The sequence below is a fragment of the Bradyrhizobium altum genome, from assembly GCF_020889705.1.
Lineage (GTDB): Bacteria > Pseudomonadota > Alphaproteobacteria > Rhizobiales > Xanthobacteraceae > Bradyrhizobium > Bradyrhizobium altum.
Genome location: NZ_JACMYP010000046.1, coordinates 14,034 through 40,692, shown reverse-complemented (window position 1 = coordinate 40,692; position 26,659 = coordinate 14,034). Strand labels below are relative to the sequence as shown.

23 protein-coding genes and 1 pseudogene are annotated in these 26,659 nt (G+C 64.8%); 14 read left to right on the top strand and 10 right to left on the bottom strand.

The window, feature by feature from the left end; translation table 11 throughout:
- The 4 genes and pseudogenes from H8B02_RS14780 to H8B02_RS14765 form a co-directional block, all read right to left on the bottom strand.
- Positions 1-189 (bottom strand): annotated as a pseudogene (locus tag H8B02_RS14780) (microcin ABC transporter permease); the annotation flags it as partial.
- A gap of 3 nt (positions 190-192) precedes the next feature.
- A complete protein-coding gene (locus H8B02_RS14775; protein ID WP_229166908.1) occupies positions 193-2,064 on the bottom strand; it encodes an extracellular solute-binding protein in 1,872 nt (623 codons plus the stop codon).
- A gap of 16 nt (positions 2,065-2,080) precedes the next feature.
- The gene (locus H8B02_RS14770) at positions 2,081-3,985 is read right to left on the bottom strand and encodes an extracellular solute-binding protein (protein ID WP_229166907.1); all 1,905 of its coding nucleotides are present in this window, start codon (positions 3,983-3,985) and stop codon (positions 2,081-2,083) included.
- A gap of 215 nt (positions 3,986-4,200) precedes the next feature.
- Positions 4,201-4,749: a c-type cytochrome gene (locus tag H8B02_RS14765; RefSeq protein ID WP_229166906.1), complete on the bottom strand. Its 549-nt coding sequence runs from the start codon at positions 4,747-4,749 to the stop codon at positions 4,201-4,203.
- 199 nt (positions 4,750-4,948) lie between these two features.
- Between H8B02_RS14765 and H8B02_RS14760 the strand changes: the two genes are divergently transcribed.
- Both H8B02_RS14760 and H8B02_RS14755 read left to right on the top strand, forming a co-directional pair.
- Positions 4,949-5,689 (top strand): 3-deoxy-manno-octulosonate cytidylyltransferase, encoded by a 741-nt coding sequence (locus H8B02_RS14760; protein WP_229166905.1) that lies wholly within the window; start codon positions 4,949-4,951, stop codon positions 5,687-5,689.
- A 21-nt stretch (positions 5,690-5,710) separates the two neighbouring features.
- Positions 5,711-6,571 carry a prephenate dehydratase gene (locus H8B02_RS14755; protein ID WP_229166904.1) on the top strand — a complete coding sequence of 287 codons (861 nt, stop codon included), beginning with the start codon at positions 5,711-5,713 and terminating at the stop codon, positions 6,569-6,571.
- Positions 6,572-6,664: 93 nt separating this feature from the next.
- On the opposite strand, the gene H8B02_RS14750 is transcribed toward H8B02_RS14755, so the two are convergent.
- Complete coding sequence (locus H8B02_RS14750) at positions 6,665-7,684, bottom strand: LLM class flavin-dependent oxidoreductase (RefSeq protein ID WP_229166903.1); 1,020 nt, start codon at positions 7,682-7,684, stop codon at positions 6,665-6,667.
- Positions 7,685-8,075: 391 nt separating this feature from the next.
- Here H8B02_RS14750 and metF point away from each other — a divergent pair, with 391 nt between their 5' ends.
- From metF to maiA, 3 genes are all read left to right on the top strand, one after another.
- Entirely contained in the window at positions 8,076-8,990 is a 915-nt protein-coding gene (metF, locus tag H8B02_RS14745) for a methylenetetrahydrofolate reductase [NAD(P)H] (protein ID WP_092119088.1), read from the top strand.
- 15 nt (positions 8,991-9,005) lie between these two features.
- The gene (metH, locus tag H8B02_RS14740) at positions 9,006-12,869 is read left to right on the top strand and encodes a methionine synthase (RefSeq protein ID WP_229166902.1); all 3,864 of its coding nucleotides are present in this window, start codon (positions 9,006-9,008) and stop codon (positions 12,867-12,869) included.
- Between the two features lie 114 nt (positions 12,870-12,983).
- Entirely contained in the window at positions 12,984-13,643 is a 660-nt protein-coding gene (maiA, locus tag H8B02_RS14735) for a maleylacetoacetate isomerase (RefSeq protein ID WP_229166901.1), read from the top strand.
- A gap of 371 nt (positions 13,644-14,014) precedes the next feature.
- Here maiA and H8B02_RS14730 read toward each other — a convergent pair whose 3' ends face one another.
- From H8B02_RS14730 to H8B02_RS14720, 3 genes are all read right to left on the bottom strand, one after another.
- Complete coding sequence (locus H8B02_RS14730) at positions 14,015-15,109, bottom strand: Cj0069 family protein (protein ID WP_229166900.1); 1,095 nt, start codon at positions 15,107-15,109, stop codon at positions 14,015-14,017.
- A gap of 122 nt (positions 15,110-15,231) precedes the next feature.
- Positions 15,232-16,323, bottom strand: coding sequence for a nickel/cobalt efflux transporter (locus tag H8B02_RS14725; RefSeq protein ID WP_229166899.1), 1,092 nt, complete (start codon positions 16,321-16,323; stop codon positions 15,232-15,234).
- A gap of 5 nt (positions 16,324-16,328) precedes the next feature.
- Complete coding sequence (locus tag H8B02_RS14720; RefSeq protein WP_229166898.1) at positions 16,329-16,604, bottom strand: metal/formaldehyde-sensitive transcriptional repressor; 276 nt, start codon at positions 16,602-16,604, stop codon at positions 16,329-16,331.
- 257 nt (positions 16,605-16,861) lie between these two features.
- Between H8B02_RS14720 and H8B02_RS14715 the strand changes: the two genes are divergently transcribed.
- From H8B02_RS14715 to H8B02_RS14685, 7 genes are all read left to right on the top strand, one after another.
- Positions 16,862-17,680 carry a chromate resistance protein ChrB domain-containing protein gene (locus tag H8B02_RS14715; protein WP_229166897.1) on the top strand — a complete coding sequence of 273 codons (819 nt, stop codon included), beginning with the start codon at positions 16,862-16,864 and terminating at the stop codon, positions 17,678-17,680.
- On the top strand, positions 17,677-19,068 hold the full coding sequence (gene chrA / locus H8B02_RS14710; RefSeq protein WP_229166896.1) for a chromate efflux transporter: 1,392 nt from the start codon (positions 17,677-17,679) through the stop codon (positions 19,066-19,068). The genes H8B02_RS14715 and chrA overlap by 4 nt, the downstream gene beginning before the upstream one ends.
- 58 nt (positions 19,069-19,126) lie before the next feature.
- A complete protein-coding gene (locus H8B02_RS14705) occupies positions 19,127-19,360 on the top strand; it encodes a PepSY domain-containing protein (RefSeq protein WP_229166895.1) in 234 nt (77 codons plus the stop codon).
- 92 nt (positions 19,361-19,452) lie between these two features.
- Positions 19,453-19,740, top strand: coding sequence for a copper-binding protein (locus H8B02_RS14700; protein WP_229166894.1), 288 nt, complete (start codon positions 19,453-19,455; stop codon positions 19,738-19,740).
- 181 nt (positions 19,741-19,921) lie between these two features.
- Positions 19,922-20,518 carry a superoxide dismutase gene (locus tag H8B02_RS14695; RefSeq protein ID WP_229166911.1) on the top strand — a complete coding sequence of 199 codons (597 nt, stop codon included), beginning with the start codon at positions 19,922-19,924 and terminating at the stop codon, positions 20,516-20,518.
- 156 nt (positions 20,519-20,674) lie between these two features.
- Positions 20,675-21,391, top strand: a complete 717-nt coding sequence (locus H8B02_RS14690) for a dihydrofolate reductase family protein (RefSeq protein WP_229166893.1) — start codon at positions 20,675-20,677, stop codon at positions 21,389-21,391.
- 80 nt (positions 21,392-21,471) lie between these two features.
- Positions 21,472-21,795: a hypothetical protein gene (locus tag H8B02_RS14685; RefSeq protein ID WP_229166892.1), complete on the top strand. Its 324-nt coding sequence runs from the start codon at positions 21,472-21,474 to the stop codon at positions 21,793-21,795.
- 32 nt (positions 21,796-21,827) lie between these two features.
- On the opposite strand, the gene H8B02_RS14680 is transcribed toward H8B02_RS14685, so the two are convergent.
- Positions 21,828-22,556: a TetR/AcrR family transcriptional regulator gene (locus H8B02_RS14680; protein ID WP_229166891.1), complete on the bottom strand. Its 729-nt coding sequence runs from the start codon at positions 22,554-22,556 to the stop codon at positions 21,828-21,830.
- Between the two features lie 204 nt (positions 22,557-22,760).
- Between H8B02_RS14680 and H8B02_RS14675 the strand changes: the two genes are divergently transcribed.
- Entirely contained in the window at positions 22,761-24,023 is a 1,263-nt protein-coding gene (locus H8B02_RS14675) for an HlyD family secretion protein (RefSeq protein ID WP_376711660.1), read from the top strand.
- A 15-nt stretch (positions 24,024-24,038) separates the two neighbouring features.
- Positions 24,039-25,643 (top strand): DHA2 family efflux MFS transporter permease subunit, encoded by a 1,605-nt coding sequence (locus tag H8B02_RS14670; protein WP_229166890.1) that lies wholly within the window; start codon positions 24,039-24,041, stop codon positions 25,641-25,643.
- An 80-nt stretch (positions 25,644-25,723) separates the two neighbouring features.
- On the opposite strand, the gene H8B02_RS14665 is transcribed toward H8B02_RS14670, so the two are convergent.
- The gene (locus H8B02_RS14665; protein ID WP_229166889.1) at positions 25,724-26,623 is read right to left on the bottom strand and encodes a LysR family transcriptional regulator; all 900 of its coding nucleotides are present in this window, start codon (positions 26,621-26,623) and stop codon (positions 25,724-25,726) included.
- Between the last annotated feature and the right edge of the window lie 36 nt (positions 26,624-26,659).

Sequence of the window (26,659 nt, the reverse complement as noted above, 5' to 3'; positions counted from 1 at the left end):
CTGCGCGCCGAAATCGCCGCCGCCACCCGAGACGCGCGAGGTGCCGCCGGTGTCGGCGCCGTTGATCTGCGCGATGACACGCTCGACCGGACCGCCGGGAGCAAACTGCACGACCACGAAGGAGACGAACAGGATGCCGAGCAGCGTCGGCAGCATCAGAAAGATACGTCGGGCGATATAGGCGCTCATCGGCTACTTCGCCTGCTCGAGCTTCGCGGCCTTGGCGGCATCGTACCACCAATTCTCCGGCGCACCGACGCCCTGGGTATATTTTGCCAGCTTCTCGGTGTGTCCGAACTGATCCCAATAGGCGATCGGATGCGTGTTGCGGTACCATTGCGGCACCCAGTAACGGCCGGCGCGAAACACCCGGTCGAAGGCGCGGCACGCGATCGTCAGCTCATGGCGGCTGTTCGCGCTGATGATCTTCTCGATCAACACGTCGATCGCGGGATTGGATATGCCTGCGAGATTGTAGGAGCCCTTGGTCTTCGCAGCCTCCGAGGAGAAGAACGGCCGCATGCTGTCGCCGGGCGTCGCCGAGAAGCTGAAGCGCTGCATGGTCATGTCGAAATCGAAGTCTTCCACCCGGGCGCGGTACTGCACCGCGTCGACCAGGCGGAATGTCGCATCGATGCCGAGCGTGCCGAGATTCTTGATGTAAGGTCCGTGGTGCGGTTGCAGCGAGGGCTCGTCGTTGAGGAATTCGATGGTAATGGGCGGGCCGTTCGGCAGCACGCGCTTGCCGTCCTTGACCACGCAGCCGGCCTCGTTGAGCAGCTGCACCGCCTTGCGCAGCAGCGCGCGGTCCTGACCGGAGCCGTCCGACATCGGCGGCACGAACGGCAACCCGAACACCTCGTCGGGCACCTGGCCGCGGAACGGCTCGAGCAACGCAAGCTCCTCCGGTGAGGGAGGCCCTTCCGCCACCATGTCCGAGTTCTGGAATGGTGACACGGTGCGCGCATAGGCATCGTACATGATGGTCTTGTTGGTCCACTCGAAGTCGAAGGCGCAGATCAGCGCCTCGCGCACGCGCGGATCCTTGAACTTGTCGCGGCGCATGTTGATGAACCAGCCCTGCGCACCGGACGGCGTGTCGTCGGGCAGCGTCTCGCGCTTGACTCGGCCGTCCTTCACCGCAGGGAAATCGTAGCGTGTCGCCCAGACCCGCGCAGTGAACTCCTCGCGGAACAGATAGCTCTTCGAGGTAAAGCCCTCGAATGCCACGTCACGGTCGCGATAGAATTCGTAGCGCACGGTGTCGAAATTGTAGCTGCCGCGATTGACCGGAAGATCGGCGCCCCACCAGTCCTTGACGCGATCGTATTCGACGTAGCGATTGACCTCGAATCGGCCCACCTTGTACGGCCCCGAGCCGAGCGGCGCATCGAGCGTCGATTCCTCGAACGAGCGCGTCGCGTAGTAGGCCTTGGAGAAGATCGGCAGGCTCGCGACATAGAGCGGCACGTCGCGCGCGCGGCCCGCTGCGAAGGTCACCACCACAGTCGCGTCGTCGGGCGCCTCGGCCTTGACGAAGTCGCGGAGCTGCACCTGGATCAGCGGGTGGCCCTTTTCCTTCAGCGTATTGAGCGAGAAGGCGACGTCCTGCGCGGTCAGCTTCGAGCCGTCATGGAAGCGCGCTTCGGGGCGCATGGTGAAGCGGTAGGTCAGCTTGCCGGGCGAGATCTGCACCGACTTCGCGGCAAAGCCGTACATCGCGTCGGGCTCGTCGTTGGCGCGCGACATCAGCGCCGCGAACGTCATGTCCATGCCCTGCGCGCCCTCGCCCTTCAGGACATAGGCGTTCAGCGAGTTGAAGGTATAGTAGGACTGGTTGTAGGCGCGCACCCACGGAATCACCGAGAAGGCGCCGCCCTTCGGCGCTTTCGGATCGACGTAGTCGAAGATCTGGAAATCCGCGGGATATTTCAGGTCGCCGAACACCGACATGCCGTGCATTTCGGCTCCGTTGTCGGCCACTGCCGGTGCAGTCCGCAGGCCTGCAGCACTCAACGCGCCGATGCCGAGACCGAGTGCGTGCCGACGGGAGAATAGCGCCATGCGCGGATCCTTGAGCTTATGAACGCTTGAGCTTGGCTGCCTTGTCGGCGTCGTACCACCAAAGATTTGGGAAACCTGAAACCGCGTATTTCGGCAGCGGATCGGGATGGCTGAAGCGATCCCAGTAGATATAGCGCTGCTTGTCGTAGTTGAAGTGTGGAACGCAATAGAAGTTCCAGAGTAGAACCCGGTCCAGCGCCTTGGCGGCGGCGATCTGATCGGCGCGGCTGTTGGCGAAGATGATGCGCTCGATGATGGCATCGACGGCCGGATTCTTGATGCCGGGAAGATTGTTCGAGCCCGCCCGGTCGGCGGCCTGCGAGCCGAAATTGTCGCGCTGTTCGTTGCCGGGCGAGATCGACTGGCCCCACACCTGGGTGACCATCTCGAAATCGAAATCGCGTACCCGGTTCTGATACTGCACGGTGTCGACGGCGCGCAGATTGACGGTGATGCCGAGGCGCTCCAGGCTCGGCTTGTAGAACAGCGTGATCCGCTCCATGCCGGAATCGCCGCTGTTGCCGAGGATCTCGACCGTAAACGGCTGGCCCGAGGAATCGACCAGCTTGCGATCGCGGATCTCGAAGCCGGCTTCCTTCAGCAGCCGCGTCGCCTCGCGCAGATTGGCGCGGACGTTCTCCGGTGTGCCGCCGACCGGGTTCGTGTAGGGCGTCGTGAAGACTTCCGGCGGCACCTTGTCACGCAGCGTCTCCAGGAGCTCGAGCTCCTTGCCTTCCGGCAGGCCGGTCGCCATCAGATCGGGGATGCCGTCGAAATAGCTTGAATCGCGATGGTACTCCCCGGTCGAGAGCACGCGGTTCATCTCTTCGAAATCGAACGCGTAGTTGAAGGCGCGGCGCAGCCTGGGGTCCGCGAATTTCGGACGCCTCAGGTTGAACACCCAGCCCTGCATCCGGCCTTGATTGCGGACGGTGAAGAGCTCCTTGAGCAGCCGGTTCTCGCGCACCGGCGGAACGTCGTAGGCCGACGCCCATTCCTTGGCGCTGCGTTCGTTGTACCAATCGAACTGGTCGGCCTTCAACGCCTCGCGCGCGACGGTGTCGTCGCGGAAATACTCGTAGCGCAGCTCATCGAAATTATTCTGCCCGATCGCAATCGGAATGTCCTTGCCCCAGTAATCCTTGACGCGCTCGAGCACGACCGATCGTCCGGCGACGAATTCCTTGATCTTGTAGGGGCCGGACCCAAGCGGCGGCTCCAGCGTGCTCGCGCTGATGTCACGCTTCTTGCCCTGCGCGTCGGTGCCCTCCCACCAATGCTTGGGCAGGATGACGAGCTGACCGGTGATCATCGGCAGCTCGCGGTTGCCCGGGCTGTCGAAGGTGAACTTGACGTCGCGATCGCCGATCTTCTCGGCCTTTGCGATATGCCGGTAGTAAGCGCTGAACATCGGGCTGTTCGCCTTCAGCGCCTCGAAGGAGAAGATCACGTCTTCAGGCGTGACCGGCTTGCCATCGTGCCAGCGCGACCCGGGACGGAGGCGGTAGATCACGTAGGAGAAATCGTCGGGGAAAGCCGCGCCTTCGGCGAGCTCGCCGTAATAGGTATCGGGCTCGTCGAGCGAGGCTTCCATCAGCGAGTCGTAAATGCGGGTGACCGCCGCGGCGACCGTGCCCTTCAATCCCGCAACGACCAGGTTGAAGCTGTCATAGGTGCCGGGCTGGAACAGCCGCACCACGCCGCCCTTCGGCGCGTCCGGCTTGACGTAATCGTAGCGCTTGAAGTCGGCCGGGTACTTGATTTCGCCGTAGGTGGAGAGGCCGTGGCGCCATTTCAGCCCGTTGGGGGCATCGTCGGCGAGTGCCGGCGTGATCGCCGACAGGCCGGAGTTCAGTCCGAGCGCCGGCGCGAGTGCCGCCAGTGCGCTGCCTTGAAGGAGGTGTCGTCGGGTGATCGCCAAATTCGGTCTTCCTGCTTGCGGCCCCGGTTACATGGGACCCAATATAAGGCAACGGTTCGACAAATTACGTTGCTTTTTCCTCATGATATTGGCCCGGGAACAATATCGGTGCGGCGAAACGTCCCGATAACAACCCCGCGACAGCGGATTCCCCATGCGAAAACGGCCAGGCAGTGCCTGGCCGTTTCATTCGCATGCTTGCGCGAAGCAAGTCGTTACTTCGAAGCGGTCGGGAGCGGAGCCGGGTGCTCCGAGTTCGAATTCAGATAGGCGATGATGTCGGCGCGCTCGCTGTCCCTCGGCACGCCGGCGAAGCCCATCGCGGTGCCGGGGACGAAGCCCTTCGGGTTGGTCAGGAACTTGTTCAGGTCATCGAAGGACCAGTCGCCGCCCTTGCCCTTCATCGCGGCCGAGAAATTGAAGCCACGGCCCTCGCCCTTCTTCTCGCCGACGATACCGAACAGGTTCGGACCGACGCGGTTGGGGCCGCCCTTCTCGAAGGTATGGCAGGCCTGGCACTTCTTGGCGGCGGCTGCGCCCTTCTCGGCGGAGGCGGTCTGCAGCAGCTTCTCGATCGGCTCGGAGGCGGCCGCAGCGGCCTCGCCACCACCGCCATGGGACTCTTCCTTTACCGCGATCTCAAAACCCGGCTTCTCCGGCAGCTTCGGCGCGAATTTCGCGCTGGCCGCAAAGCTCATCACCAGGACGACGATGCAGGTGCCGAGAACCGCACCGAGGATTTTGTTGAGTTCGAAGGAGTCCATTTCGGTCAGGCTCCGGGCCTTGAATGTCGACTTCAGGCCGGGAATACGGCCGCGGGGAAAGACCTGGGAATCGGCCTTATCGCACCGCCCCAAGCAGGGTTGAGATATCGGTTTGCCCGCGCTCTGGCAACCCGTATAAACGCGCCGAATTTAACCTCCTCCCCGCCAATTTCCGCAAGCCGGACGGGCCCCGACACGAATGACCCAACCCCGTACCTTGGTGCTGATTCCGGCCCGCATGGCCGCCACGCGCCTCCCCGGCAAACCGCTGCTCGATATCGCGGGCGCGCCGATGATCATCCATGTGCTGCGGCGGGCCGAGGCGGCCGGGATCGGCCGGGTCGCGGTCGCAACCGACTCGCCCGAGATCGCAGCCGCAGTGAAGGCTGCGGGCGGCGAGGTGGTGATGACCCGTCCAGACCATCCCTCCGGCTCGGACCGGATCCATGAAGCGATGACGACCCTCGACCCGGACGGCGCCGCCGAGATCGTGGTCAATCTGCAAGGCGATTTCCCGACCATCACCCCTGAAACGATCCGCAGCGTGATGCCGCCGCTCACCGACCCCACCGTCGACATTTCGACCCTGGCCTCGCGCATCCAAACCGAGGAGGAGGATCGGGCCCCCAGCGTGGTCAAGGCAGTCGGCTCCCCCATCGGTGCCAACCGCTTGCGCGCGCTCTATTTCACCCGCGCCTCCGCGCCCTACGGCGACGGACCGCGCTACCACCATATCGGCCTCTATGCCTACCGCCGTGCCGCCCTGGAGCGGTTCGTGCGGCTGCCGCCCTCGCCGCTGGAGCAGCAGGAGAAGCTCGAGCAACTGCGCGCGCTGGAGGCGGGGATGCGGATCGACATCACCATCGTCGACACCGTGCCCCGCGGCGTCGACACCCCGGCCGACCTCGAAACCGCCCGGCGGATACTGGCAAAAGCCTGAGCCGCTGCTAAAAGGCCACCCATGACCAAGAAGCTGAAAATCGCGTTCCAGGGCGAGCCTGGCGCCAATTCCCATATCGCGATCGTCGAGGCCTATCCCGACGCCCAGCCGATGCCATGCCCGACCTTCGAGGACGCGCTGGCCGCGATTTCCTCGGGCGAGGCCGATCTCGGCATGATCCCGATCGAGAATTCGGTCGCCGGCCGCGTCGCCGACATCCATCATCTCTTGCCCGCTTCGGGCCTGTTCATCGTCGGCGAATGGTTCTTGCCGATCCGGCACCAGTTGATGGCGGTCAAGGGCACCAAGCTCGCCGACATCAAGAGCGTGGAGAGCCACGTCCATGCGCTCGGCCAGTGCCGGCGCATCATCCGCAAGCTCGGCATCCGGCCGATCGTCGCCGGCGACACCGCCGGCAGCGCCCGCGATATTTCCGAACGCGGCGACAAGAGCGTGGCGGCGATCGCCTCGCGCCTCGCCGCCGATATCTATGGCCTCGACATTCTGGCCGAGGACATCGAGGACGAGGCCCACAACACGACCCGCTTCGTGGTGCTGGCGCGCGAGGCCAAATGGGCTGCGCAGGGCTCGGGGCCGCTGGTCACCAGTTTTGTTTTCCGGGTGCGCAATTTGCCTGCAGCGCTCTACAAGGCGATGGGCGGCTTCGCGACCAACGGCGTCAACATGACCAAGCTCGAAAGCTACATGGTCGACGGCAATTTCTTTGCAACGCAATTCTATGCCGATGTCGACGGTCATCCTGACGACCGTGGACTCGCCTTCGCGCTGGAGGAATTGAAATTCTTCTCGCGCGAATTCCGCATCGTCGGCGTCTATCCCGGCCATCCGTTCCGCGCGACCTTCAGCGAAACGCAGGATTGAGGTTGAAGAACGTCGTTCCGGGGCGACGCGGAGCATCGAACCCGGAATCTCGAGGTTCCGGGTTCACGCTTCGCGTGCCCCGGAACGACAGCATCAAGTGGCAATCTCCCTCTGCAGCCCGAACGCCTCGGCAAGCAGGCTGTACGACTCCTTCCGCGCCGCGTGATCGTAGACCGCGGTGATCACCATCAGCTCGTCCGCCTGGCTCGCCGCGATCAGCGGCTCCAGCTTCGTCATCACGGTTGCGGGGCTGCCGACGAAAAGTCGCGCGCGGTTGCGCGCGATCGCGGCGCGCTCGGCGTCGGTGTAGGGATAGGCCTCGGCCTCCTCGACGCTCGGCAGCGGCAGATACTGGCCGCGGTCGCGGCGGAGCCGGTTGAGATCCATCGATAGCGCAAGCCGCTCGGCTTCCGCGTCGGTCTCCGCCGCAACGGCCGCGACCGCGAGGATCGACTGCGGCGTCGCACGCCAGCCCGACGGCTTGAAATGCGCGCGATAATTCGTCATCGCCGCAATTGCGTCGTGAGTGGCAAAATGATGCGCGAACGCAAAACCCATCCCGACCTGCGCGGCAAGCTCGGCGGAATAGTCGCTCGAGCCGAGCAGCCAGATCGGCGGCAGCGGCGAATCATCCGGCATCGCCACCACATTGTTATAGGGATGGCCCGCCGGGAAATCGCGTGTCTCCCAAAGCGTCAACTCATGTAGCCGCTCGAGGAAATCGTCGCCCTCGCGACGATCGAGCCGGCTGCGCAGCGCGTAAGCGGTGGCGCCATCGGTGCCGGGCGCACGGCCGAGGCCAAGATCGATGCGGCCGGGAAACAGCGCCTCCAGCATCTTGAAGCGCTCGGCGACCACCAGCGGCGCGTGGTTGGGCAGCATCACGCCGCCGGAGCCGACGCGGATATGCTGCGTCACCGCCGCGATCTGCCCGATCATCAGATCGGGCGCCGGGCTCGCGACCGAGGCGAGGTTGTGGTGCTCGGCGAGCCAGTATCTGACATAGCCGAGACCATCGACATGGCGCGCCAGATCGATGCTGTTGCGGAGCGCAGCGGCCGGCTTGGTGCCTGACGTGACGACGGACAGGTCGAGGACGGAGAGCGGGATCATGGCCGACAACCTAATGTGGCGCCACGAGGCGACAAAGACGCCGGCCGCGCAGACCAGGCCCGCACCGGAAAGTCGGCGCAGGTCATCGCAGCTCTTGGGACGAAATACGAAGATTCGTTGACATGCGGTCCTGCCCACGGCCAATTCGGGCATCCAACCGATTCCAGAATCAGGTTTTTATTCATATGATTCAATTGATTAATTCCATTGTTCGCCAATTGAAGGCGCAGCCCACCACTCGTTCTCGATCGCTCATTTTGAGCATATCGTCGTCATCAATGGGCAATTTCCCATATACGATGGGCTGTTTCAGCCCACCGGTTTCGCCTATCTTAGGGCCTCCATATCCAGGCCGGACGTCTGCCCTCCAGTTGCGGAGCCCTTGCGTATCATGACCGAGACCATTTCCTCCCTGCCGAACGGGCAGCGCGCGCCGAAAACGCCGAAAATCTCCTTCGAGTTCTTCCCGCCGAAGACCGAGGAGATGGAGCGCAGTCTCTGGGAGACCATCAATCGCCTGGCGCCGCTCACGCCGAACTTCGTCTCGGTCACCTACGGCGCCGGCGGCTCGACCCGCGAGCGCACCCATTCCACCATCAGCCGCATCCTCCGCGAGACCGATCTGCTGCCGGCCGCACATCTGACCTGCGTCAGCGCCTCGCGCGGCGAGATCGACGAGATCGTCGATCGCTATCACGAGGTCGGTGTCCGCCACATCGTGGCGCTGCGCGGCGATCCGCCCGGCGGCATCGGCACGCCCTACTTCACCCATCCCGACGGCTACCAGAGCTCCGCCGAGCTGGTCGCCGCCATCAAGAAGCGTCACGCCGACATCGAGATCTCGGTGTCCGCCTATCCGGAGAAGCATCCGGAAGCCGCCGATTTCGACGCCGACATCGACACGCTGAAGGCCAAGGTCGACGCCGGCGCGACGCGCGCGATCACCCAGGTGTTCTTCGACAACGATCTGTATCATCGCTACGTCGACCGAGTGCGCGCACGCGGTATCGAGATTCCGATCGTGCCCGGCATCATGCCGATGCACAATTTCAAGCAGGCCCGCAATTTCGTGACGCGCGCCGGCACCAGCGTGCCGGACTGGCTCGCCGAGAAATTCGAGGGCCTCGACAATGACGCCGAGACCCGCAAGCTGGTCGCCGCCACCGTCGCCGCCGGACAGGTGCAGAAGCTGTTCAAGCACGGCGTCGACACCTTCCACTTCTACACCATGAACCGCGCGGACCTCGTGTTCGCGATCAGCCACCTGCTCGGCATCCGGCCGACCGGTGCCCAAAAAGCTGCCTGACCCAGAAAGCGATCGATGTCCGTTCCCGTTTCCCCCAAGCGTAACGCTTTGCTCGCGGCTGCCCGCGAGCGCATCCTGGTGCTCGACGGCGCCATGGGCACGATGATCCAGGGCTTGCAGTTCGACGAAGCCGCCTTCCGCGGCGAACGCTTCAAGGACTTCCACCGCGACATCAAGGGCAACAACGATCTCCTGATCCTGACCCAGGCTGAGGCGATCACGGACATTCACGCCGCCTACCTGCGTGCCGGTGCCGACATCGTCGCGACCAATACCTTCTCCTCGACCTCGATCGCGCAGGCCGACTACGACATGTCGGACCTCGCCTACGAGCTCAACCTGCAGGGCGCGCGGCTGGCGCGTGCGGCCGCGGAGCGGGTGAGCGCGGAGGACGGCAAGCCGCGCTTCGTCGCCGGCGCGCTCGGCCCGACCAATCGCACCGCCTCGATCTCGCCCGACGTCTCCAATCCCGGCTATCGCGCGGTGACCTTCGACGATCTGCGCAAGGCCTATGGCGAACAGGCCAAGGGCCTGCTCGACGGCGGCGCCGACCTGCTGCTGGTCGAGACCATCTTCGACACGCTGAACGCCAAGGCGGCGCTGTATGCGATCGCCGAACTCATCGAGGAGCGCGGCATTGACGTGCCCGTGATGATTTCCGGCACCATCACCGACAAGTCCGGTCGCCTGCTCTCCGGACAGCTGCCGGAGGCGTTCTGGCATTCGGTGCGGCACGCCAGACCGATCACGATCGGCTTCAACTGCGCGCTCGGTGCCGAAGATCTGCGCGCGCACATCGCCGATATCGGCCGTGTCGCCGACACGCTGGTCTGTGCTTACCCCAACGCGGGCCTGCCCAACGAGTTCGGCCAGTATGACGAGACGCCGGACTACATGGCGCGGCTGATCGGCGAATTCGCCGCCGCCGGCCTCGTCAACATCGTCGGCGGCTGCTGCGGCACCACGCCCGACCATATCGCCGCAATCGCCAGGGCCGTCGCCCCGCACAAGCCACGCGTCGTGCCCGAGATCGAACCGCGTCTCAAGCTGTCGGGCCTCGAGCCGTTCACGCTGACCGACGCTATTCCGTTCGTGAACGTCGGCGAACGCACCAACGTCACCGGCTCGGCGCGCTTCCGCAAGCTGATCACCGCGGGCGACTACACCGCGGCGCTTCAGGTCGCACGCGACCAGGTCGAGAACGGCGCCCAGGTCATCGACGTCAACATGGACGAGGGCCTGCTCGATTCCGAAGCGGCGATGGTGACGTTCCTCAACCTCGTCGCCGCCGAGCCCGACATCGCGCGGGTGCCCGTGATGGTCGACTCCTCGAAATTCCACGTCATCGAGGCCGGCCTGAAATGCATCCAGGGCAAGCCGATCGTGAACTCGATCTCGATGAAGGAAGGCGAGGAGAAGTTCCTGCACGAGGCAACCGTCGCCAAGCGTCACGGCGCCGCCGTGGTGGTGATGGCGTTCGACGAGACCGGTCAGGCCGACACGTTCGCGCGCAAGACCGAGATCTGCAAGCGCGCCTACGACCTTCTGGTCAACCGGCTCGACTTCCCGCCCGAGGACATCATCTTCGATCCGAACATCTTCGCGATCGCGACCGGGCTCGAGGAGCACAACAATTACGGCGTCGACTTCATCGAGGCGACGCGCTGGATCCGGCAGAACCTGCCCGGCGCGCACATCTCGGGCGGCGTCTCCAATTTGTCGTTCTCGTTCCGCGGCAACGAGCCGGTGCGCGAGGCGATGCACTCGGTGTTCCTGTATCACGCCATCCATGCCGGCATGGACATGGGCATCGTCAATGCCGGGCAGATGATCGTCTATGACGACATCGACCCCGAGCTGCGCCAGACCTGCGAGGACGTGATCCTCAACCGCGATCCGGGCGCTTCCGAGCGGCTGCTGGCGCTTGCCGAGAAATTCCGCGGCAAGGAGAAGCAGACCAAGGAGCAGGATCTCGCCTGGCGCGAATGGCCGGTCGAGAAGCGGCTGTCGCACGCGCTGGTGCACGGCATCACCGAGTTCATCGAGGCCGACACCGAGGCCGCCCGCCAGAACACGTCCCGTCCGCTCGACGTCATCGAGGGGCCGCTGATGGCCGGCATGAACGTGGTCGGCGACCTCTTCGGCGACGGCAAGATGTTCCTGCCGCAGGTCGTGAAGTCGGCGCGCGTGATGAAGCAGGCGGTCGCCTACCTGATGCCGTTCATGGAGGAGGAGAAGGCGCGCAACCTCGCCAACGGCATCACCGGCGGCCGCAACGCCGCGGGCAAGATCGTGCTCGCGACAGTGAAGGGCGACGTCCACGACATCGGCAAGAACATCGTCGGCATCGTGCTCCAGTGCAACAATTTCGAGGTCATCGACCTCGGCGTCATGGTGCCCGCCAACAAGATCATCGAGACCGCCAAGGCCGAGGGCGCCGACATCATCGGCCTGTCCGGCCTGATCACGCCCTCGCTCGACGAGATGAGCTTCCTTGCCGGCGAACTGCAACGGCAGGGTATGAACCTGCCGCTGCTGATCGGCGGCGCCACCACCAGCCGCGTGCATACGGCCGTGAAGATCGACCCGAACTATCCGGGCGGCCCGGTCGTGCATGTCAATGATGCGAGCCGCGCCGTCGGCGTCGCCTCCTCGCTGCTGTCGGCCGAGAAGAAGCAGGCCTATGCCGCCGAGGTGCGTGCCGAATACGCCAAAATCTCGACGGCGCATTTCCGCGCTCAGGCCGACAAGAAGCGGCTGAAGCTCAACGACGCCCGCGCCAACAAGGTCGCGATCGACTTTGCGGCAGTGCCGCCGAAGAAGCCGGCCTTCTTCGGGCTGAAGAGCTTCGACGCCTACGATCTCGCCGAGCTGGCCGATTACATCGACTGGACGCCGTTCTTCCAGACCTGGGAGCTGACCGGCCGCTTCCCCGCGATCCTCGACGATCCCAAGGTCGGCGAGGTCGCCCGCTCGCTCTATGCCGACGCGCGCAAGATGCTGGACACGATCATCCAGGAGAAGTGGTTCACTGCGCGGGCCACCATCGGCTTCTGGCCGGCAAATGCCGTCGGTGACGACATCGAGATCTATGCCGACGAGAGCCGCGCCAAGAAGATCGCGACCTTCCACACGCTGCGCCAGCAGCTCGAGAAGCGCGAGGGCCGTTTCAACGCCGCGCTGTCCGACTTCGTCGCGCCTGTCGCGACCGGCGTGCCCGACTATATCGGCGGCTTCGTCGTCACCGCGGGGATCGGCGAGGATGCGGTCGCCGACCGCTTCAAGAACGCCAATGACGACTACTCCTCGATCCTGTGCAAGGCGCTGGCCGATCGTCTCGCGGAAGCCTTTGCCGAGCGCATGCACCAGCGCGTGCGCAAGGAGTTCTGGGGCTATGCGCCCGACGAGGCCTCGTCGCCGGACGAATTGATCCTCGAAAAGTATGACGGCATCCGCCCTGCGCCCGGCTATCCGGCGCAGCCCGACCACACCGAGAAGCGGACGCTGTTCGCGCTGCTCGATGCCGAGAATACGTCCGGCGTGAAGCTGACCGAGAGCTACGCGATGTGGCCGGGTTCGTCGGTTTCGGGCCTGTATTTCTCGCACCCCGAAAGCTTCTATTTCGGCGTCGGCAAGATCGAGCGCGATCAGGTCGAGGACTACGCCGCGCGCAAGGCCATGACGGTCGCCGAGGTCGAGCGCTGGCTCGCGCCGGTGTTGAACTACATCCCATCGCAGGACGGCGCCAAGGGCCAAGCGATCGCGCCCGCCGCGACGCCCGCCAACGACGAGGAGTCTCGGGAACTGGCCTCGCATCCGCAGGGCTGCACCTGCGCGGTGCACCTTGCCTGGCGGAAGAAGAAAGTGGGTGCGGGGTAGGCCTCTGCGATACTTGTCATCGCCGGGCTTGACCCGGCGATCCATCTTCAAGGACATTCCTCCAGTCGATGGATGCCCGGGTCAAGCCCGGGCATGACGCGAGGAGGTCGCCCCATGCAATTCTTCTCCTTCTGGCGATCGCTGGCGAGCTTTCGGGTACGGATCGCGCTCAACCTCAAGGGCGTGCCCGCCGAGGTCGTGTTCGTCGACATCGATGCGGACGCGCATCGCACTGATGCCTATCGCAAGATCAATCCGCAGATGGCGCTGCCGGCGCTGGTGACCGACGACGGCACGGTGCTGTTCCAGTCGCTCGCGATCATCGACTATCTCGACGAGACCTATCCGAGCCCGCCACTGTTGCCACCAGATGCGCTCGGCCGCGCCCGGGTGCGCGGGCTTGCGCTGATCGTCGCCTGCGAGGGCCATCCGCTGCTGACGCCACGGGTGCGCCGCTATCTCGACCGCGAGCTCGATCTGCGCGACAGCCAGCAGAACGCCTGGCGGCGGCACTGGACGGTCGAGACGCTGGCGGCGCTCGAGGGCCACCTCGCCGGCCACAAGGCAACCGGCCAGTTCTGTCACGGCGATGCGCCGACCCTCGCCGATATCTGCCTGGTCGGCCATGTCACCGCGGCGATCAACCAGCAGATCAGCCTGTCGCCTTGGCCGGCCGTGAAACGCATCCACGACACCGCAATGGCGCTGCCGGCGTTCGCCGAGGCGCATCCCTCCGCGCAGCCGGATACGCCCGAGGCGATGCGGGCGAAGTAGTGCGCGAACGGAAGCGCTGCGAAGCATAGACAGAGGCGCAAACGTGTGCACGATCCTCTCCCCACCGTCGTCCCTGCGAAAGCAGGGACCCATAACCACAGGGCATTATTGTTGAAGCGAGCTGTGGCTCCAGCGTTGTGCAACGATGACCATCGGTGGTTATGGGTCCCGGGTCGCGCTGGGCTTGCCCGGGACGACAGCGAATTTTTGGCTCGCTTGTGAATCACACGTTCGCGTTCTCGCGACACGAACAGTCCGAGCTTTCTCGCCCTGAGGCCACCCCTCTCCCACAAGGGGAGAGCGAGCCTCAGAAGCGTGCTCACATCACATCGCGTGGGCCATATTAGACCTCACTCGTCAGCGGCCCTGCCCTACCGTCCGGCATCGCTCTCCAGGTGCCGACGAACGCGATCGCCAACCGTCCACGCAATCGCCGCCGGCGCCTCTTCGGGAATCGCAAAGCACGAGCTCGCGTTGATCTCGCAGAGCACATAGGTATCGGCGCCGTCGGCATCGCGCGAACCGTAGAGGAAGTCCGCATCCCAGATCACCGGCAGCGACGCTTCATCGATCGCCAGGGCCGCCATCAACCCTGGAATCCATTCGTCTTCCATCAGCCGCCGCAGCGTCTGGAATTGTGCGGCATCAGGACCGTGCATGATGCGCGGTCCGGGCTGGGCTTCCGGTGAGTCCGGGCCTTCCGCCGGCGGCGGGATCAAGGCCTTGATCAGTTGGTGTCCGAAGCCCGCGACCTTCGATCCGCTGACATAGCAACGGATCATGCCCTCGGGCAGCCGCGGCTGGAATGCCTGATCGACGATGCAGCCGCCCCAACCGAAATACGGCTCGCAGCGCGCCATGAAAGCGTCCAGCGGCAGCTCCTCGGGCCGGCTGCCGCGCAGTGCGTGGAGCACGCGGACGGTGGCGTCCGCATTCGGTAAGCCTTCCACCTTCAAGGCTTCCACCTTCCAGACGCCCTGCCCGCCATTGCCACGGTTCTGCTTGAGCACGCGCGGTCCGGCCGCGCGAAGGCGCGACGGGAATTCGGCGCGGAAGGCGTCCGCGGTGGCGTATCGATGCGTGTCGGCGCCCCAGCCCAGATGACGCGTCCGATAGAGCACGTCCTTGACGCCCATCTTGAGGATGATTTCGGGATGTGCGCTGACCCACGGACGTTTCATCGCGACCTCGCGCAGCAGCGGATCGAGCGCCGCGCGGGTCTTGCCCTGGTGGATCGGATCGACCCAGACGAGAACGCCGTCCACGGTCAGCAATTGGTCGCGGACGAGATCGGCGAAGGTCTCGTCATAGACCACGGGAAAAGCCTCGATGCCGGAAGCGGCGAGCGCTTCGAAGACGCGAACGAAACGGCTGTTTTGTGGGGTCGCCTCCCGGCGCGACGCGGCATCGCCACGCCACAGGATGGCGATTTTGGAACGACGGGATGTGTGCTGTTCGGTATCCATATCAAAGCTCCACGACGGTGAGTGTCGCGCAGAGCTTGGACCGAAGTCTCACGGGGAGTCTGCCTTGTCCCCTTGGCAGGAACTCTAGACCACCTCGCGCAGGTTTCAAGATGGAAGTGGGATCAGGCCGTGATCCCGTGCAACCCCAGCCAGCCCGTGTAGAGGCCGACCAACACGATCAGCGCAGCCGACACGTAGGGCGCGCGTTGGGCGAAGCGGCTGAAGCCGCCCCAATGACGCTCGACATGACGCAGACTGAGCGCGGCCGCGACGCCGACCGAGACCATGGTGATCGCTAGCCCGATGCCGAAGCAGAGCACCAGCACGAAGCCGAGGCTGAACTGCTTGAGCTGAAGGCAGAGCAGCAGCACGGTGATCGCCGCCGGACACGGAATGAGCCCGCCGGTCAGGCCGAACAGAATGATCTGCCACGTCGTGACGGTCCGGCCGGCAAAGCGCTTGCGGATGTCAGCGGCGTGCGCGCGCGCATGCGCATCGTCGGCGTCGCCGAGGTCCATATGCGCATGGTCATGCTCCTCGAACAGGACTTCCGCAATGTCCGCGCGCACCGACACGCGGGCCTTGAAGGCATGCGGCTCCGGAATTTCGTCGATGCTTTCCAGATAGCCGTCCCGCGCGGCGAAGCGGAACTGCTGTTCGCTGCCGTCAGCGCGGATCGTCACGACATCGACCTCGCCGGCTGCCGGAAGCGCCCCGGCCTCGCTTCGCAACCGCCAGCGCGGCGGCACGCCGTCCTCGAAGACTTCGAGCGACAGCGGTTGCCCGGCCAGGGTCAATTGGCGCGTTTCGTCGTGATGATGGTGATCATGGTCATGATCGTGATCATGGTGATGGTCGTGTTCGGAATTCTGCTCGCGCCAGGTGCGCCAGGCCATCCAGGCTGCGATCGAAATGATGATCGCCGCCGAGGCCAGTTGCAGCCAGGCTTCGCTGCGTTCGCCGGACCATTGTTGGCCGAAATGCAGCCCCGCCAGCGCGATGATCCAGACGATGGCCGTGTGCGAGATCGTGGCCGACAGCCCCAGCAGAACCGCCTGCACCACGGTGCCGCGGATCGCGACGATGAAGGCCGCCATCATCGTCTTGGAGTGGCCGGGCTCGAGGCCATGCAGCGCGCCGAGCAGGATCCCACTGGGGATGAACAGCCATGCATGCGCGCTGCTCTGCTGGAGCAGCTGGGACAGATCGGTCATGTGCTTCACTTCAAATAGGTACGAACGACGTCGATCAGGTCGGCGGCGCCCTGCGCTCTCTCGGGATCCTTCTCCCGGGCCGGATCCACCACGTGGTGGCGGATGTGATCCTCGAGCAGTTCCGCGGTGAGGCCGTTGATGGCGCCGCGAACCGAGGCCACCAGCATCAACACGTCGGCACAGCCGATCTCGGACTCCAGCGCCCGCTCGACGGCCTCGAGCTGACCCTTGATGCGGCGAACCCGGCCGACGAGCTTGGACTTGTGCTTGATGGTGTGCATGCCTGTAATATAGGGGGCTACCCTATATTGGTCAATAACGCTGTCGGCCCGTTCTGGGCGGCATCGGGAAACGGCACGACTGAGGTGTCGGCGGCGACATTGTTCCTGTCATCGACTGTGAATTCTTGGTGATCCGTCGATCCAGTGGAGCGGTTGACAGCAACGGGCATAAGTCTTTTATTGACGGCACGGGGATGTGCGATCTCCCCGCGAGGCGACATGCCCAAGAATCGCGTCCTGTTCACCAAGGACGCACCATGTCGTCATACACATCGATCTCATCCGAAAAACTGTCTCGTCTCATCGGTACGGCCAAAGCGCCGACGCTCGTCGACGTTCGCCTCGATGAGGATTTCGCCGCCGATCCGCGCTTGATCCCGGGCGCCATCAGGCACTCCCATCTCGATGTCCAGGACTGGGCTTCCCGCCTTTCCGGCCAGTCCGTGGTCGTGATCTGCCAGAAGGGACAGAAGCTCAGCGAAGGCACCGCCGCCTGGCTCCGGTGCGGCAACATTGCTGCCGAAGTTCTCGAGGGCGGCCACCTCGCCTGGAAGGCCGCGGAGCTTCCGACCGTTCCTGTCGACCGGATTCCGAAACGCGACGGGCGCGGCCGCACCGTCTGGGTGACGCGATCGCGGCCGAAGATCGATCGCATCGCCTGCCCGTGGCTGATCCGCCGCTTTGTCGATCCCGTCGCCGTGTTCCTGTTCGTCACATCAGCGGAAGTCGAGGCCGTCGCCGAACGCTTCGACGCCACGCCATTCGACATCGAGAACGTGTTCTGGAGCCATCGCGGCGAGCTCTGCACCTTCGACGTGATGGTCAGGGAGTTCGGCCTGTCGACGCCTGCACTGGAGCGGCTCGCGACGATGGTGCGGGCCGCGGATACCGCGCGGCTCGACCTTTCGCCGGAGGCACCGGGGCTGCTCGCCGCTTCGCTCGGTCTGTCACGCATGTTCGACGACGACCTCGAACAACTGAGCGCCGGCATGCTGCTCTACGACGCCTTCTATCGCTGGTGCCGCGACGCGACGCGGGAGACGCACAACTGGCCGACCAGCAAGGTGAGGCCATGACGGACGTCGCAACAACATCAAGGGCGCGCGGACAGGAGCACGCGCACGGCATCTCATTTCACGAGGCGCTGCTCGTCTGGACGCGTGTCGCCATCCTGAGCTTCGGCGGACCGGCCGGCCAGATCGCGGTGATGCATCGCATTCTGGTCGAGGAGAAGAACTGGATCTCGGAAGGGCGTTTCCTGCACGCCCTCAACTACTGCATGCTGCTGCCCGGACCGGAGGCGCAGCAGCTCGCGACCTATATCGGTTGGTTGCTGCACCGGACGCTTGGGGGCATCGTGGCGGGCGGATTGTTCATCCTGCCCGGCATCTTCGCCATCATGGGCCTCAGCTATGTCTACGCAGCGTACGGCAATGTGGGGTTTGTGGAGGCCCTGTTCTTCGGCCTGAAGGCCGCGGTGCTTGCCATTGTCATCCAGGCTGTCGTGCGGGTCGGCAAACGCGCGCTGCGCAACCGGGTGATGGTCGCGCTCGCGGCCATCGCCTTTGTCGCGATCTTCTTCTTCGCCGTGCCGTTTCCGCTGATCATCGGCGCTGCCGCTGTCACAGGACTGATCGGCGCACGCCTGGGCCGGAGCGAATTTGCCGCCGTCGAACATGGCGGGAAAAATTCCGCCGTGATCGACAGCATGCTGGGCGAAGAGGTGCCCGATCATGTCCGTCCCAACGCATCCCGCACCTTGCGGGTCGGCGCCGTCTGGCTCGCGCTCTGGCTGGTTCCGGTGTTCGCGCTGCTCGTCGTCTTGGGGCCCGGCGACGTGTTCACCCAGATCGCGATCTTCTTCAGCAAGATGGCGATGGTGACGTTCGGCGGGGCCTATGCCGTGCTCGCCTATGTCGCACAGCAGGCCGCCGAATATTATCACTGGGTCAGTCCGCGCGAGATGCTGGACGGGCTGGGCATGGCCGAGACCACGCCCGGACCGCTCATCATGGTGGTCCAGTTCGTGGGCTTCATGGCCGCGTTCCGCGAGGCAAGCGGGCTGTCGCCGATGCTTGCCGCCACGCTCGGCGGGTTGCTGGCGACATGGGTGACGTTCACACCGTGTTTCCTGTGGATATTCGTCGGCGCGCCCTACATCGAAGCGCTGCGCGGCAACAAGGTGCTGGCGGGCGCGCTTTCGGCGATCACCGCGGCCGTGGTCGGCGTGATCCTCAACCTGTCGATCTGGTTCGCACTGCATACGCTGTTTCGGCAGACCTTCCCGGTGCACGGGCTCGGCCTGTCGTTCGACGCGCCGGTGCCTACTAGCGTCGACTGGCCTGCGCTTGCGCTGTCGGCAGCCGCAGCGATTGCGATCTTCCGTTTCAATGTGGGGATGCTCAGCGTCCTCGCGGCGTCCTGCATCACGGGCGTGCTGCTGCGCCTGGCAGGTCTCATCTGAACGGAGCGGCACGCGTCACGAGAACCTGGGGCAGCACAACACAACCAGGAGAACGATCATGCAGAAAGCAACCCTCTCGCATTTGATCCTCGCGCTCGCGATCGCGGCCGGCGCGATGCCCGCCAACGCCCTGACGCAGGACGAGCTTGTCGCGAAGCTTCAGGCCGCCGGCTACGGGAACATCAGCGACGTCAAATCGACGGCCGAGGGTATGACGGCGAAGGCGATGAAGAACGGCAAGCCCGTGAGGCTCGTGATCGACAGCAGCGGTCAGGTCAAGGAGCAGGACTGAGGTCCTGGCGAAACCACCACAATCGAACTGAACGAGGAGCAATCATGCCCAAATCAACTTTGGCACTGTGTGTCGCCCTGCTTTGGCCCGCAATGTCGCTCGCGACGCCAAGCGACGGCAGCGAGCCGCAGCAAGCCGTCATTGCACTGGCCGCGACGGCGGCGGTCCAGCCGCCGGCGACCGAGATCCTGCGCGGCGTCGTCGACAGCATCGATGAACGCAATGACACGATCAGGATACGCCTGTCTCCGGACAGAATAGAGCCGTTCAAGGTTCAGGACGGCCTGCTCTTCAACGCCGTTCGCTTCGGCGACCCCGTCGCGTTTTCGGTGCAGGACATCTCGGGATTCCGGACCATCGTCGGGCTCACGAAGGAATAGCGCGAACTTTTGCGCCTTAGATCCAAGCGTATCGGCATTTCCAACATCAGGAGGACCCATGACCATCAACACCGAGCGCCGAAACTTCATCACAGCGGTCGGAGCGGCCACCGCATCCGCAGTCGTGCTTGGCGCCAACCAAGCCGCTGCCGAAACCAACCAGCAGACAGGAACCAGGGCCATGTCCTATCAGGCAAAACCGATGTCGTTCGACCCAAAATCGATCAGCGGCATCTCGGAGAAGATTCTCGTCAGCCACTACGAGAACAATTACGTCGGTGCGGTGAAGCGGCTGAATGCCATCGGCACGCAGCTTGCCGAACTCGACTTCGCCAAGGCGCCGAACTTTGTGATCAACGGCCTGAAGCGCGAGGAGCTGATCGCAGCGAACTCGATGATCCTGCATGAAGTCTATTTCGATGGACTCGGCGGCGCCGGCAAACCGAACGGAGCGCTCGCCGAAGCGATTACGCGCGACTTCGGCAGCATGGAACGCTGGCGGACGGAATTCGCCGCGATGGGCAAGGCGGAAGGTGGCGGTTCGGGGTGGGTGATCCTCGCCTATTCGCCCCGCGACAAGCGGCTGGTCAATCAATGGGCCGCGGATCATACGACGACGCTGGCCGGGGGCCGTCCGGTCCTCGTGCTCGACATGTATGAGCACGCCTATCACATGGACTTCGGTGCCGCCGCGGCCCGCTATGTCGACGTCTACATGGAGGCCATTCGCTGGGACAATGCAGCCCGGCTTTACGCGCAATACGCGAAGGAGACGTAAGGAGAGACGTGGAGCGGCGCTGCCGGTTCCATTCGGCAGGCATGTTGCCGAACACTGCTGCGTTATCGGCATTGAGAACGTGCCTCCGCCATTCTAGATCAGAGCTTGCCCCTCCCCCGGCGCGGTCACCGCGCCGCTCCACCGAAGAGTTAGTCTATGCGACCCCACATCATCTGCCACATGGGCACGTCGATCGACGGCCGGCTGCATCCCAGCCGCTTCACCAGGCCAGCCGCCGGCATCCCGGCCGACGTGCTGCGCTCCCACTATGAGAGGATCCATGACGGCTTCAATGCCGATGGCTGGATCATCGGCCGCGTCACCATGAACGAGATGGCCAAGGGAACCGAGCGGCAGTTCGCCAATCCGCCGAAGCTGCCGCGCGAGCCGCATCTCGGCAACCGCAACGGCCGCAAGCTCGCTGTCGGCATCGATCCGTCGGGCCGTGTGCATTTCGGCAAGGACAATGTCGGCGGCGATCACGCCGTTGCGGTGCTTGGAGAGCAGGTCTCGGATAGCCATCTCGCCGAGCTGCGCGAGGACGGCGCGTCCTACATCTTTGCAGGCCGCAAGGGCGACGATCTGGCGAGCGCGATGACGCAGCTCGCGGCGCTGTTCGGCTCGAAGACGCTGCTGCTCGAAGGCGGCGGGGGGATCAATGGCGCGTTCCTGAAGCACGGGCTGATCGACGAGTTCAGCACGCTGATACATCCGGCGGTCGACGGCGTCGCGGGATCGCAGTGCATCGTCGACTATCACGGCCCGGACGGCGACCGCCCCGGCGCCGGGCAGTCGCTCCGGCTCACGCACTGCGAGGCGCTGGAGGGCGGCATGGTCTGGCTCCGCCACGCGGTGGAGCGCGCGCCGGGCTGAGTCTGGACGATCGATCTCTCGACAAGGGCGGCAATCGGGCTCACTCTCCCCCTCGCGGACACGACGGATGCGGGGGCAGCATGGAGGAGTGGCTTCGCGTAGGCGCAAACGTCGCCTCGATCCTGACGTCGATCATTGCGGCGGGCGCCTCTGTTGTCTTTTGGGCAAGCAAGCGCTCGAAGCGTACGCGACTCGAAAATTATCTGAAGGCGAAGAAGGAGAAATCGCCCGACGAGCTGTTTTCGGCGACGCGTCTGATGGCCGATCTCGGAATGACGGAGGCGGAGATATTCGCCGCGAGTTTTGCCAGCCGCCATGTCGTCCGGGACGTGCGCAAGGACCACAGCACCGGCTTCGCGGCAGAAGTTCTGTTTCGGTATCGCGACGATCCGATCATCCGGTGAGCGCGCACGAAGGCACCCTGGCGATCCATTGTCTATTGCCTCGGGCTCTCAACCCAGCCGGTCCTGCACGCAGCAACGAAAAACGCGACGCCGCGCGCCACATGCTCGTCGATCTCCGGGTCGAGCGCTTTCAGATCAACCTCGAACAATGCCCGCAGCAGCATCGGCACCGCGATGATGTCGAGGAACAGGCGCGCCGTGGTCGGCAGGTGCTCCGGCGCGAAGGCCGGCAGCTTGCCGAGCTCGTCGGATTGCGTCAGGTCGCGCAGCAGGTGAACGCCGAGCTCGGTGGCGAGCGCGCGCGCCCTGCGGTTGACGGTGGCGGCGAGATCCGGGAAGCGATGCGCCTCCGCAATGGCAAGCCGCATCAGCCCGATCCGGTCGGCGTCGAGGCCCCAATGCAGCAAGGTCGAGGCGACGCTCGTGAGGCGCTCCTCCACCGTCGCGCCGAGAGGCGCGTCCGCCTTGAACTCCGCGATGCGGGACAGGATGTCCCGCGTCACCACCTCGGTGAACAGCGCCCGCTTGTCGCGGAAGCGCGCATAGATGGTGCGTTTGCCGGAGCGCGCGACTTCTGCAATCTCGTCGATGCTGGCGCCTTCGAACCCCCGCTCAAGGAACACCTTGCGCGCGGCATCGAGGATGCGCGCATCGACCTCGCCGGCCAATTCCTTTGGCGGTCGGCCGGCGCGCACTTCGGCCGGCCCGGTCGCCGTCCTGGTCTTGAGCGCCCGCGGCATCTTCAGGGTACTGGTGGTCATCAGTCTTCCCCGGGTTCCATGGGCCGGTCCGGCCGGCAACATCAGGCAATATAGCCCTATCACATCTAGTTGTAAATAGAACGGTACAGTTCCGTTTCTATTGACGCTTCTGTGCTGCGAGACTATTTGCCGCACAGAACGGAACGGTACCGTTCCCTTTTGCGAAGGCCTTGCAGACCTCGCCCGACAGCAGGAGCAGCCATCATGTTCGAAGACACTGTTTTGGAGCGCGACCACGGAGGGCACGAGAGCATCGAGGGTTCGCCCTCGGCACCGGCCTCACACGAGCCCAACGTCACATCCCAGCGGCCGGAGGTCATCGCGCGAGCTCCGGCGCAGGGGCGCCCCGTAAGCAAGCAGCCCGCCCCGCCGGAAACGGTCCCGCCGGAAGTCGCCCCACAGCGGCGCGGCTTCCTGCGCCGCCGTCCGGTGGTCTCCGCGATCGGCGCCGTGCTGCTCGCCGCCACGCTCGGCGGCGGCACCCTCTACATGGACTACACCCGGCATTTCGAATCCACCGACGACGCCTTCATCGCGGCGCGGCAGTTCGCGCTCGCGCCGAAAGTCTCCGGCTACATCACCGCGGTTCCGGTCACCGACAACCAGCACATCGCCGCCGGCGACGTGATCGCGCGCATCGACGACCGCGACTATCGCGTCGCGCTGGCGCAGGCCGAGGCGCAGGTCGCGGCCGCGCAGGCCAGCATCCAGAATGTCGATGCGCAGCTCGACGTGCAGCAGGCGCAGATATCAGCCAACCAGGCCCAGGTCGACCAGGCCCAGGCGGCGCTGACCTTCGCCCAGCAGCAGGCGACGCGCTACCAGCATCTGGAGCAGACCGGCTACGGCACCGTGCAGAATTCCGAGCAGTACACCTCGCAACTGCATCAGCAGCAGGCGTCTCTGTTGAGCGCGCAGGCGACGCTCAACCTCGCGCAGCGCCAGGTGGAATCGCTGAAGGCGCAGCGCAAGAGCGCGGTCGCCAACCTTGCCCAGGCCGAGGCGCAGCGCGACCAGGCGCAGCTCAATCTCTCCTATACGACGGTCACCGCCGCGCAACCGGGCCGCGTCGTCAACCTGTCGGCGGCGGTCGGCCAGTTCGCGCAGGCCGGCACCAACCTCACCATGTTCGTACCTGACCAGACCTGGGTCACCGCGAACTTCAAGGAGATCCAGCTCGACCAGATGCGTCCAGGCGAGAAGGTGACGCTGAAGATCGACGCCTATCCCGGTCGCACGATCAAGGGCCATGTCGAAAGCGTGCAGCCGGGATCGGGCACCGCGTTCTCGCTGCTGCCGGCGCAGAACGCCACCGGCAACTACGTCAAGATCGTGCAGCGCGTGCCGGTGAAGATCGTGATGGACAACCCGCCGACCGACGTCGCGCTCGGCCCGGGCATGTCCGTCGTCCCGACGGTGCGGATCAATCCCGCGCCGTCGCTGCTCGAGCGGCTTGGAAAGCTCTGATCCGGAGAGGTAGTCATGAGTGCCGCAGCAATCGATGCCAAAAGCCTCCCTACTCCGAGCGTTGCCGTCAATCCCTGGCTGATCGCCATCGTGGTTGCGCTCGCGAGCTTCATGGAGGTGCTCGACACCACCATCGCCAACGTCGCGCTACCCTATATCGCGGGTGGCATGGGCGTGAGCGAGGACGAAGCCTCCTGGGTGGTCACGACCTATCTGGTGTCCAACGCCATCATCCTGACCGCCTCCGGCTTTCTCGCAAGAATGCTGGGCCGCAAGACCTTCTTCCTGATCTGCCTCGGCATCTTCACGGTGAGTTCGGTGCTGTGCGGCTTCGCGCCCAATCTGAACGCGCTGCTGCTGTTCCGCATTCTGCAGGGTCTCGGCGGCGGCGGCATGGTGCCGGTGGCGCAGTCGATCCTGGCCGACGCCTTCCCGCCGGCCAAGCGCGGCCAGGCGTTTGCGGTGTTCGGCATCGCCGTGGTGGTGGCGCCGGTGGTCGGCCCGACGCTCGGCGGCTGGCTGTCCGATAATCTGTCCTGGCACTGGTGCTTCCTGATCAACGCGCCGGTCGGCGTGTTCGCGATCGCGCTGATCGCAGCGGTGCTGCAGGAGCCCGCGAAGGCCAAGGGAGCGCAGAAGGCCGCACAGCCGCAGAACAACAGCTTCGATTTCATCGGCTTCGCGCTGGTTGCGACCTTCCTCGGCGCGCTCGAGGTGACGCTCGACCGCGGCCTCGAGGACGACTGGTTCGGCTCGCCCTTCATCATCACCTTTGCGGCGATCAGCGCCGCGGCGTTCGTGCTGATGATCCCGTGGGAGATGACCCGCCGCAATCCGATGATCGACCTGCGCATGGTCGCGACCCGGCAATTCGGCGCCTGCTTCCTGGTGATGCTGGCGACCGGCGCCATCCTGCTTGCGACCACCCAGTTCCTGCCGCAGCTGGTGCAGCAGGATTTCGGCTACACCGCGACCTGGGCCGGCCTCGTGCTCTCGCCCGGCGGCGTGGTCACCATGGTGATGATGTTCGCGGTCGGCAGGCTCGCCGCCAAGGTGCAGCCGAAATATTTGATCGTCGCCGGCGCGCTGGTGATCGCCGCCTCGATGTACAGCATGACCAACGTCTACGGCGATCTCGGCTTCTGGTTCATGGCGCGCTCGCGCATGCTGATCGGCGTCGGCCTGCCCTTGATCTTCGTGCCGATCATGGCGGCGTCCTATGACGGCATTCCGCCCGACAAGACCGACCAGGCCTCCGCGCTGATCAACGCGGCGCGCAACACCGGCGGCTCGATCGGCGTCTCGATCGTCTCCAACGTGCTGACCCATCGCCAGCAATTCCATCAGAGCCGGCTGGTCGAGCAGGTGACGCCGTCAAGTCCGCAATATCAGGACACGCTGCACCAGGTCACCGATTTCTTCGTCGCCCAGGGCAATTCACTGGCTCAGGCGCATCAACAGGCGATCCAGTGGATCGGGCAGCAGGTGCAGACCCAGGCCTCGTTCCTGTCCTACATGGATGCGTTCTGGGTCCTGATGCTGATCTCCCTCTCGGCAATCCCGCTGGCGCTGACCTTGCGCAGGGTCAAGCTCGGCGGCCCCGCCCCCGTCGGCCACTGACAGGGTGCAGAGGTCAAGTGCGATACGCCCGCGCCACGGATCGGCGCGGGCGTATTGATTCCGGATCGTCGCGACGCCGATCAAATGCCGCCGGTGGCGGCGACAATCGTATCTCTCAGCCAGCGGTGCGCCGGCAGATCGTCGAAGCGGCGGTGCCAGCTCATGATGCTCTGCAGCTTCGATGCATCGAACGGCAGCTCCCGCATCTCGATCGGATAGGCCCGGCGGAACTCGAGCCCGAGCTTGCGCCCGAGGATCGCGACCATGTTCGATTGCACCAGGACCGCGCCGGCGGACAGATAAGGGACATCGGTCGCAATGGTGCGGCTCGCCTTGCGCGCCCGCAGCCAGGCGTCGATGAAATCCAGATCTTCGCCGCTGGAGGTGATCGCAAGGTGCGGCAGCTCGACCAGCGTCTCGCCGGTCAGCTTCTTGCGCAACGCCGGATGACCGGCCCTCAGCACGGCGACGAAGCGGTCCTCGATCAACCGGCAGGAGGCAAAGCGCTCGCCCTCCAGCGCGCGCGCGGCGATCGCGAGATCGAGCTCGCCGCGATCGAGCCTGTCGGCGAGATTGAGCGTCCCGCTCGGCACCAGCGTCAGCCGCACCTTAGGTGCCTGTGCGCGCACCGCGGCGATGATCGAGCCGGCCGCGACCACCGCGGCATAATTGTTGACCGCAATGGTGAAGCGCCGTTCCGCCTGCGCCGGATCGAAGCGATCCCCCTCGACCGCGAGTTGCAGTTCGCTGAGTGCCTTGCGGACCGGCAGCGCGAGCGCTTCCGCCCGCGGCGTCGGCAGCATGCCGGACGGCGTGCGGACGAACAGCTGGTCCTTCAGCGCATGACGCAGCCGGTTCAGCGCGTGGCTCACGGCGGGCTGGCTGATGGCAAGCGCGCCGGCCGCACGCACCACGCTGCGCTCGCGCATGACGGCGTCGAACACCAGCAGCAGATTGAGATCGAGATTGCGCATCCGCATGCCGTCATCATGCATGATATGAATTGACGGATAAAG

Excerpts from the sequence above, each read along its gene's own strand:
- H8B02_RS14775 (WP_229166908.1), bottom strand. The coding sequence starts at position 2,064 with ATGGCGCTATTCTCCCGTCGGCACGCACTCGGTCTCGGCATCGGCGCG.
- H8B02_RS14765 (WP_229166906.1), bottom strand. The coding sequence starts at position 4,749 with ATGGACTCCTTCGAACTCAACAAAATCCTCGGTGCGGTTCTCGGCACC.
- H8B02_RS14760 (WP_229166905.1), top strand. The coding sequence starts at position 4,949 with ATGACCCAACCCCGTACCTTGGTGCTGATTCCGGCCCGCATGGCCGCC.
- H8B02_RS14755 (WP_229166904.1), top strand. The coding sequence starts at position 5,711 with ATGACCAAGAAGCTGAAAATCGCGTTCCAGGGCGAGCCTGGCGCCAAT.
- H8B02_RS14750 (WP_229166903.1), bottom strand. The coding sequence starts at position 7,684 with ATGATCCCGCTCTCCGTCCTCGACCTGTCCGTCGTCACGTCAGGCACC.
- metF (WP_092119088.1), top strand. The coding sequence starts at position 8,076 with ATGACCGAGACCATTTCCTCCCTGCCGAACGGGCAGCGCGCGCCGAAA.
- metH (WP_229166902.1), top strand. The coding sequence starts at position 9,006 with ATGTCCGTTCCCGTTTCCCCCAAGCGTAACGCTTTGCTCGCGGCTGCC.
- maiA (WP_229166901.1), top strand. The coding sequence starts at position 12,984 with ATGCAATTCTTCTCCTTCTGGCGATCGCTGGCGAGCTTTCGGGTACGG.
- H8B02_RS14730 (WP_229166900.1), bottom strand. The coding sequence starts at position 15,109 with ATGGATACCGAACAGCACACATCCCGTCGTTCCAAAATCGCCATCCTG.
- H8B02_RS14725 (WP_229166899.1), bottom strand. The coding sequence starts at position 16,323 with ATGACCGATCTGTCCCAGCTGCTCCAGCAGAGCAGCGCGCATGCATGG.
- H8B02_RS14720 (WP_229166898.1), bottom strand. The coding sequence starts at position 16,604 with ATGCACACCATCAAGCACAAGTCCAAGCTCGTCGGCCGGGTTCGCCGC.
- H8B02_RS14715 (WP_229166897.1), top strand. The coding sequence starts at position 16,862 with ATGTCGTCATACACATCGATCTCATCCGAAAAACTGTCTCGTCTCATC.
- chrA (WP_229166896.1), top strand. The coding sequence starts at position 17,677 with ATGACGGACGTCGCAACAACATCAAGGGCGCGCGGACAGGAGCACGCG.
- H8B02_RS14705 (WP_229166895.1), top strand. The coding sequence starts at position 19,127 with ATGCAGAAAGCAACCCTCTCGCATTTGATCCTCGCGCTCGCGATCGCG.
- H8B02_RS14700 (WP_229166894.1), top strand. The coding sequence starts at position 19,453 with ATGTCGCTCGCGACGCCAAGCGACGGCAGCGAGCCGCAGCAAGCCGTC.
- H8B02_RS14695 (WP_229166911.1), top strand. The coding sequence starts at position 19,922 with ATGTCCTATCAGGCAAAACCGATGTCGTTCGACCCAAAATCGATCAGC.
- H8B02_RS14690 (WP_229166893.1), top strand. The coding sequence starts at position 20,675 with ATGCGACCCCACATCATCTGCCACATGGGCACGTCGATCGACGGCCGG.
- H8B02_RS14685 (WP_229166892.1), top strand. The coding sequence starts at position 21,472 with ATGGAGGAGTGGCTTCGCGTAGGCGCAAACGTCGCCTCGATCCTGACG.
- H8B02_RS14680 (WP_229166891.1), bottom strand. The coding sequence starts at position 22,556 with ATGACCACCAGTACCCTGAAGATGCCGCGGGCGCTCAAGACCAGGACG.
- H8B02_RS14675 (WP_376711660.1), top strand. The coding sequence starts at position 22,761 with ATGTTCGAAGACACTGTTTTGGAGCGCGACCACGGAGGGCACGAGAGC.
- H8B02_RS14670 (WP_229166890.1), top strand. The coding sequence starts at position 24,039 with ATGAGTGCCGCAGCAATCGATGCCAAAAGCCTCCCTACTCCGAGCGTT.
- H8B02_RS14665 (WP_229166889.1), bottom strand. The coding sequence starts at position 26,623 with ATGCGGATGCGCAATCTCGATCTCAATCTGCTGCTGGTGTTCGACGCC.